Below are 7,313 nucleotides of genomic sequence, written 5' to 3'. Positions count from 1 at the left end.
ACTGCATTCCCACGCGGAGCATGGGAACGATAGTCAACCGTCCAACTTTTTGGGGTCAGTTCACTTCAGCGTGGGCATGCCGTTCCGGACGCTCTGCGTCCTCTTTTCAAACCTCAAGCCCGCTGCGATTCGGCCTCTTCATGCGCATGGCGCAGGCGTTCGCGGCTGTTGGTCAGGTGCAGGCGCATGGCGGCGCGGGCCGCATCGGAATCCTGGCGGGCGATGGCGTCGAAGATTTCTTCGTGCTCGCGGCTCAGCCGATTCATATAGTGCTGCTGGTCATCATGTGCCAGACGCGCGGAATTGAGCCGGGTACGCGGGATGATGCTGGTGCCCAGGTGGGTCATGATGTCAGTGAAGTAGCGATTGCCGGTCGACAAGGCAATCTGCAGATGGAACTGGAAGTCCGAGGCCACGGCATCGGTGGCGTGTGCCGCACTTTCATTGAGCGCGTCCAGCGCCGAACGCATGGCTGCCAGTTGTTCATCACTACGCCGCTGGGCTGCCAGGCCTGCCGACTCGACTTCAAGGCTGATGCGCAATTCGAGAATCGCCAGTACATCGCGCAGGGTGACGATGGTCGCCGGGTCAATCCTGAAGCCACTGGGGCTTGGCGTATCGAGCACGAAGGTGCCGATGCCGTGACGGGTCTCGACCAAACCGGAGGCCTGCAGACGCGAAATCGCCTCACGCACGACAGTCCTGCTGACGCCCTGCTCTTCCATGATTGCGGATTCGGTGGGCAGTTTGTCGCCGCGCTTGAGCTGACCGCTGCGAATACGCTCGGACAGCTCTGTCACCAGCTCCTGCGCGAGGCTGCGGTGTTTTCTGCGGGCGCGGGGCAGAGCGCTTTGATTTTCCATCCAACATCGATCTCTGGACTGCTAAACATGGGCTAATCATAGCTCAGCGGTTGTATGATCACACCCTCAAAAGCGCCGTGTCCCCTATAGCATCGACCTCAAAACGTTGCGGATCACGCTTGCTCGATCAATTTGCCGCTCTCGACGCGCACATGCCGGTCATGGAAGCGTTTCAGGCTGCTGCGGTGCCCGACGCTGATCAGCGTCAGGCCGGGCAGTCCGTCGATGATGGCGCAGTGCATCGCCGTCTCGTCATCTTCGTCCATGGCCGAGGTGGCCTCATCCACATACAGCCAGTTCGGCGCGACCAGCAGGGCACGCGCGAACGCCACCCGCTGCTGCTCGCCCGGTGAGAGAAAACGCTGCCAGTGGTTGCTTTCGTCCAGGCGCGGTATCAGATGCTCCAGACGGCACTGATTCAGTACCTCGGCAAAGCGCTGTGCCGGGTAATGCTCGACAGGCTGTGGATAACTCATCGCCTCACGCAAGGTGCCGATGGGCAGGTAAGGCCGTTGCGGCAGGAACAGCGCCGTGCCGGTGGGCAAGCGAATCTGCCCCGAACCCTCAGGCCAGAGACCGCCCAGCGCCCTCAGCAACGAGCTTTTGCCACTGCCCGAGCGACCGCTGAGCATGACCCGCTCTCCCGCACCGACCTGCAGACTGGCGTCGCTCAGCAACTGACGACCGCCGGCAATGCTCAAGCCCAGATTGCGCAGGTCCAGCGTGTCGTTGCCGTGAATTCTTTCGATGGCCGGCTGCCGACCTTCATTGTCAGTCATGGCCTGGCGGAAGCTCAGCAGACGGTCGCTGGTGGCGCGCCATGACGCCAGCGTGCCATAGGCGCTGATGAACCAGCTGAAGTTCTCCTGCACATTGCCGAATGCCGAGTTGATCTGCATCAGATCACCCAGCTCGATCTTGCCGGCGAAATAGCGTGGCGCGGCCACAATGAAGGGAAAGATCAGCGCAATCTGCGAATAGCCCGAGGTGAAGAACGTCAGCCGCTTCTGGACCTTCATAGAGGCCCGGAAGTTATTCCAGATCATCATAAAGCGCGCGCTCAGGCGCTGGTTTTCGTTGCGCTCGCCTTCGGACAAGGCAATGCTTTCAGCGTTCTCGCGCACACGCACCAGCGCAAAACGCAGGTCCGCCTCGAATCGCTCCTGCTGGTTGTTCAACGGGATCAGCCGCTTGCCGATCCAGTGGGTCAGCAGGCTGCCCACCAGCGCATAGAGCAAGGCCGCCCAGAACATATAGCCGGGAATGGTCACGCCGAACAGCTCGATACTGCCCGACACGCCCCAGAGAATCACCGAAAACGACACCAGGCTGACCACCGCGCTCATTAACCCCAGCCCCAGGCTGAGGGTGCTGGTGGTGAACTCGTTGAGGTCTTCGGACAGGCGCTGGTCAGGGTTATCGGTGTAACCGCCCTGCTCCAGCTGGTAGTAATTCTTGTCGGCGAGCCAGCGCGCGAAGTGTTGCTCCGTCAGCCAGCGACGCCAGCGGATGGTCAGCAACTGGGTCAGGTACAGGCGATAGACCGCAGCCAGAATGGCGATCGCGGCGATGCCGCTGAAGTACAGGATCAGGTGGGTGAACGCAGCCAGATCCTTGTTCTGCAGCGCGTTGTAGAAGTCTCGGTACCAGCTGTTGAAGAACACCGAGACCTGCACGCTGAACAGCGACAGTGCGATCACCGAGACCAGCAGCAGCCAGGCAGTGGTCTTTTCCTCACTGCGCCAATATGGCGTTATCAGCTTCCAGACGCGGGGTAAAAATGCTCCTTGCACAGTATCGTTGACGGCAGAATATTCAGCATTGCGATTCATGTGGTTCAGGCTCGCTCTCTTTGAACGTACGATGCCTGAGCACAATGAAGCAAAAAAACGCCTAATCGATCACTATGAAAAAACCTTCATCAACGTCGCACGGGGCGTTTCTGCAACTTGCGCTGCAAGGTCCGGCGATGCATGCCCAGCGCACGCGCAGTCGCTGAAATATTGCCCTCGTGCTCGGTCAGCACGCGCTGGATATGCTCCCACTGCAAGCGGTCCACCGACATCGGATTCTCCGGGACCAGCGTGTCGAGGTTGGCGTGCTCGGACAACAGCGCTGCCAGTACGTCATCAGCGTCAGCCGGTTTGCACAGGTAGTTGCACGCGCCACGCTTGATCGCTTCGACCGCCGTGGCAATGCTCGAATAACCGGTGAGAATCACCACGCGCATCTCCGGGTCCATTTCCAGCAGCTTGGGCAGCAGCACCAGACCGGAGTCGCCGTCCATCTTCAGGTCCAGCGCGGCGTATTCGGGGATGTCCTGTTGCGCCAGGGCCAGCCCTTCTTCAGCCGAGCCGGCGGTGCTCACGCGAAAACCACGACGGCTCATGGCCCTCGCCATCACACGGGTGAACGTCGCGTCGTCATCGACCAGCAACAGGTGCGGCAGCTCTTCGCCTTCGACCTGGATGTCATCGTCACTCATGCTTCTTCTCCTCGCGTATCTCGGGGCAGGCGCAGCTCGGTGAGCGTACCGCCTTCTTCATGACTGTAGAGCTTCACCGAGCCACCCGCACGGGTGACGCTGGCCTTGCTCAGGAACAGACCCAGGCCGAAACCTTTGCCCTTGGTAGTAAAGAACGGTTTGCCGATCTGTTCGGCAATCGCCAGCGGCACACCCGCGCCATGGTCGCGAATGCTGATGCAGATTTCCGCACTGTCCCAGTCCAGGTTGACTTCAAGGCCATCGGGGCAGGCATCGGCAGCGTTGTTGAGCAGGTTGAGCAGCGCCTGAGTCAGGTCCGGCGGCGGCGCCAGCATCGGCGCTTCGCCCTGGCCCAGCTTATAGAAACGGTAACTCACTTCCGGGCGCATCAGATGCCAGCGGTTGAGGGACTCATCCAGCCAGCGGGTGGCAGCCTGATATTCGACAGCCATACGCCGATTGGCTTCGGCGGCGCGCACCAGTTGCTGCAGGGTCTGCTTGCACTGCTTGACCTGCTCCTGCAGCACGGACAGGTCATCCTGCAAGGCCGGGTCACTGTGATCCTGGCGCATTTCCTTGAGCAGCACGCTCATGGTTGCCAGCGGCGTTCCCAATTCATGGGCAGCCCCTGCGGCCTGGGTCGCGACGGCGAGCAACTGCTGATCACGCAGGCCTTCTTCGCGACGCTCGGCACGCAGTTGCTCCTGACGACGCAACTCTTCGGCCATCTTCGCGGCAAAGAAGGTGATGACCGCCGCCGCCAGGGCAAAACTCAACCACATGCCGTAGATCTGCATGTTTTCCCGGGCGATGGAGTCGGTTTCCAGCGGGTAGGAACGCACCATCAACAAGGTGTACATGCTCAGCGCAAAGCCGGACAGGATCAGCGAGTAGCGCCACGGCAGCGTGGCAGCGGCGATAGTCAGCGGCACCAGATAATAGGAAACGAACGGGTTGGCCGAGCCGCCCGAGTAATACAGCAGCGCGCTGTGGATCAGCAGGTCCAGCGCCAGTTGCAGCGCATATTCAAGCTCGGTGAGCGGCAGCGAGGTGCGCAGACGGATGACCGTCAGCCCGCAGAGCACCAGTGAGCAGCCCAGGGTGATCGACAGTTGCAGCCAGGGCAACGGCAGAAAGTCGAACAGCCAGGCCATACCGACCGAGCCGGCCTGCGCGGCCAGCACCAGAATACGGATGAATGTCAGGCGCCACAGGTTTTGTCGTGTGGCTGAAAGCATTTGAACGGGGGCGAGCATGAGCTCTCCTGATGAGTGCTCCAGGCGGATCGCAGCGAGTATAACCAAGCGGGAGGCAAAACTGAAAAAGTGCGTCAACGCACCGCACGCCAGGGCACTCGGTCATCGCAGGAACCGGGCCAAAGCGCTACAGTCAGAACACTTTGCGCCGCCCGACAACTGTCGGCGGCCGTTTGATAACAAGGAGCTCTCATGTTCAACCTTCGCCCTGCCGCCACCCTCGTCGCGCTGGCCGCTGCTCTGTCCAGCCTGCCCGCCATGGCTGAAGAAGCCCGTTACAACCAGATTTCATTGCGCGCCGAGGTCAACCAGGAGGTGCAGCGCGACCTGATGCTCGTCACGCTGTACACCGAAGCGCAGGACAGCGATCCGGCCAAACTGGCCGCGCAGATCACCGAGACGCTGAACAAGGCATTGGGTCAGGCGCGCCAGGTCAAGGACGTGAAGATCCGCCAGGGCAGCCGCAACAGCTACCCGGTCTACGACGATAAAGGCCAGAAGATCACCGGCTGGCGTGAACGTGCCGAACTGCGCCTGGAAAGTGCAGACTTCGTCGTGCTGTCCAAGCTGACCGGCGAGCTGCTGACCGACCTTAAAATGGGCGGCATGGACTTCTCGATCTCGCCATCGACGCGCAAGACCAGCGAAGACGCCCTGCTCAAGGACGCGGTGACCGCATTCAAGGCTCGCGCGCAACTGGTCACCGAAGCGTTGGGTGGTACGGGCTACAAGCTGGTCAACCTGAACCTGAATACCTCGGGCTACCCGCAGCCGTATCTGCGCGCGCCGGTCATGATGATGGCAAAGTCTTCGCGTGCAGACTCGGCACCGACACCCGATGTCGAAGCGGGCACCAGCCAGGTCAGCGTTGCGGCAGATGGCGTGATTGAAGTCGCGATTCCGTGAATGACAGGGCGGTAGTATCGACTGCCGCCCTTTTCCACGCTCCCCTCCTCCTGACTCCCCCCTCTTGCTCGGCAATCTCCTACGTTGGCTGATGCCCCGCCTGATTGTCGGTAATCTCGCGGCTCGCGAAACTTGCCATCTCACTTCCGAGCACTATCGCCTTGGCTGAGCGAACCGGCCAACGCGCGCTTGCCATCAAGGAATCAAGGATGAATCCCCCGCATAACGCTTCCCGCAACCCTGCCACTGTCAACGATCAGGGCATGAATACCCATCGCGAACCGCTTCCAACCCCCTTGAGATTCGAAGCCGGTGATGGCGACAAACACAAACATACCCATGGCGCTATCGAAGCCGTTCTCGAATCTGCAGGTTTCAGGCCTGAGGAAATCCGCGCGATCTATTTCGGCAACTGGCTGCGCGACTACTCGCAGTTGCTTGATCCGAAAATCGTCAGGGCGACAAGCATGCCGAAAAGCTTCCCTGACCTGCTTTCCCGTGACGCACTGACGCGCATTGTGGACGTGCTGGCAGTCAAGGAATTCACCGATCTGATGAAGGCAGACCGCTCGCGCTTCGTCGTGACCGCAGAGCGCCTCGGCGTCTATCGTCCTGCTGAACACATCGACAACCCCAGAACCCCCGACCCCAAACCGGCCAATCCAAAAGAACGCGACGCCGACTTCGACGCCTGGGTGCTGCCTGACGATCCGCTATTGAAGGTCGACCATGACACCTCGATGAAACGCTACATTCAGCGCTCGGTGGAGGTGATGGCTGCGGGGCTGGAATCGGCCGTCAATGGCGGCCCCGGCTCTACAGACGGTTTGCGCGACATGGGCGCGGCGCTGCACATTCTCGAAGACTTCTTCGCCCACTCCAACTTCGCCGAACTCAGCCTGATCAAACTCGGCCATGAGCGCATTCTGCCCTGGACGTCCGAAGCAGACTGCAAGCACCGTCTGCCGCTGGTAACCGGTACGTTCGGTGGCAGCGATATCATCGCCAGCCTCGCTGAGCCGCTTGGCAGGATTCTGTTCTCGACAGACGAAAAACCGTTCGAAGCGATCAAGGCTGGAGAACGTTACGAGCGCGACCAGATTATTCAGATCGTTCTGGGCGAGCACCCTGATCCGCGACTGCTCGCGGGTTACGAGGCCTTTCTCGAAGCGCGGGACCAGTGGGCCAGCCAGCCGTTCTCCGAACAGGTCGAACAGTTCTACGCCTTCATCGGTACGCCGGGGCGATTGCTTGGCAATGCATTTGGCACCGTCATGCAAAGTCTGGCCATCTGGCTTGGCAACAGCGTCGACGACCTGCAGACCCTGCTCGACGAAGACCCCAATAGCAGCGGCTCGACCGATCCGTCACATTCGCAACTGGCCAAGGATCATGCGCAGCACCCGCTGCATGTGCTTGCCGCAACCCTCGCCAGAAAGGCCGTGCTGCAAGTAGGTCAGGCCGTTCTGGGCCAATGGCATGGCAAGGAAGGCGCCGAACAACCGGTCCGGGTAGCCACGCGGTTCTTCACTCATCCCATGGACTGCGACTGGCAGGACGCGATTGTCCGGGAATGGGCCGAGGCCAATCCAGAACAGGTCGAGCGGGCGACACTCAAGAGCGAGCTGGACCAGTCCAGAATCCAATTGCAGCAAAGCACGAAAAAGGACTTGCAGCGTTTTAGTCAGGACGGCAGCAATTTTCTGGACGTGTTTTTTGAAAGTGTGTCGCTGGCAGACCTCTGGGCGAGGATTACCGGCCAGTAAGCGTATTGTCCGACCCCGACCAAGTACGGCACTATCC

General features: G+C 60.5%; 6 protein-coding genes. 2 read left to right on the top strand and 4 right to left on the bottom strand.

Annotation, left to right across the window (positions count from 1 at the left end):
* Positions 1-113: 113 nt before the first annotated feature.
* The 4 genes from QRN50_RS05585 to QRN50_RS05570 form a co-directional block, all read right to left on the bottom strand.
* Complete coding sequence (locus tag QRN50_RS05585; RefSeq protein ID WP_003400058.1) at positions 114-863, bottom strand: FadR/GntR family transcriptional regulator; 750 nt, start codon at positions 861-863, stop codon at positions 114-116.
* Between the two features lie 113 nt (positions 864-976).
* Positions 977-2,695 carry an ABC transporter ATP-binding protein/permease gene (locus tag QRN50_RS05580; RefSeq protein ID WP_024659407.1) on the bottom strand — a complete coding sequence of 573 codons (1,719 nt, stop codon included), beginning with the start codon at positions 2,693-2,695 and terminating at the stop codon, positions 977-979.
* 89 nt (positions 2,696-2,784) lie between these two features.
* On the bottom strand, positions 2,785-3,348 hold the full coding sequence (locus QRN50_RS05575; RefSeq protein WP_003400057.1) for a response regulator transcription factor: 564 nt from the start codon (positions 3,346-3,348) through the stop codon (positions 2,785-2,787).
* Positions 3,345-4,604, bottom strand: a complete 1,260-nt coding sequence (locus tag QRN50_RS05570; protein ID WP_060406661.1) for an ATP-binding protein — start codon at positions 4,602-4,604, stop codon at positions 3,345-3,347. The genes QRN50_RS05575 and QRN50_RS05570 overlap by 4 nt, the downstream gene beginning before the upstream one ends.
* Positions 4,605-4,796: 192 nt before the next feature.
* On the opposite strand from QRN50_RS05570, the gene QRN50_RS05565 reads away from it, so the two are divergent.
* Together QRN50_RS05565 and QRN50_RS05560 are read left to right on the top strand one after the other, a co-directional pair.
* Entirely contained in the window at positions 4,797-5,510 is a 714-nt protein-coding gene (locus QRN50_RS05565) for an SIMPL domain-containing protein (RefSeq protein ID WP_060400526.1), read from the top strand.
* Between the two features lie 209 nt (positions 5,511-5,719).
* Complete coding sequence (locus tag QRN50_RS05560) at positions 5,720-7,276, top strand: HET-C-related protein (RefSeq protein WP_240850833.1); 1,557 nt, start codon at positions 5,720-5,722, stop codon at positions 7,274-7,276.
* Positions 7,277-7,313 lie beyond the last annotated feature (37 nt).

It is taken from the genome of Pseudomonas sp. MEJ108 (genome assembly GCF_030208985.1).
Classification (GTDB): Bacteria; Pseudomonadota; Gammaproteobacteria; order Pseudomonadales; family Pseudomonadaceae; genus Aquipseudomonas; species Aquipseudomonas fragariae.
Note: the sequence above shows the minus strand (reverse complement) of the source record. Positions and strands in the feature narration are given on the sequence as shown.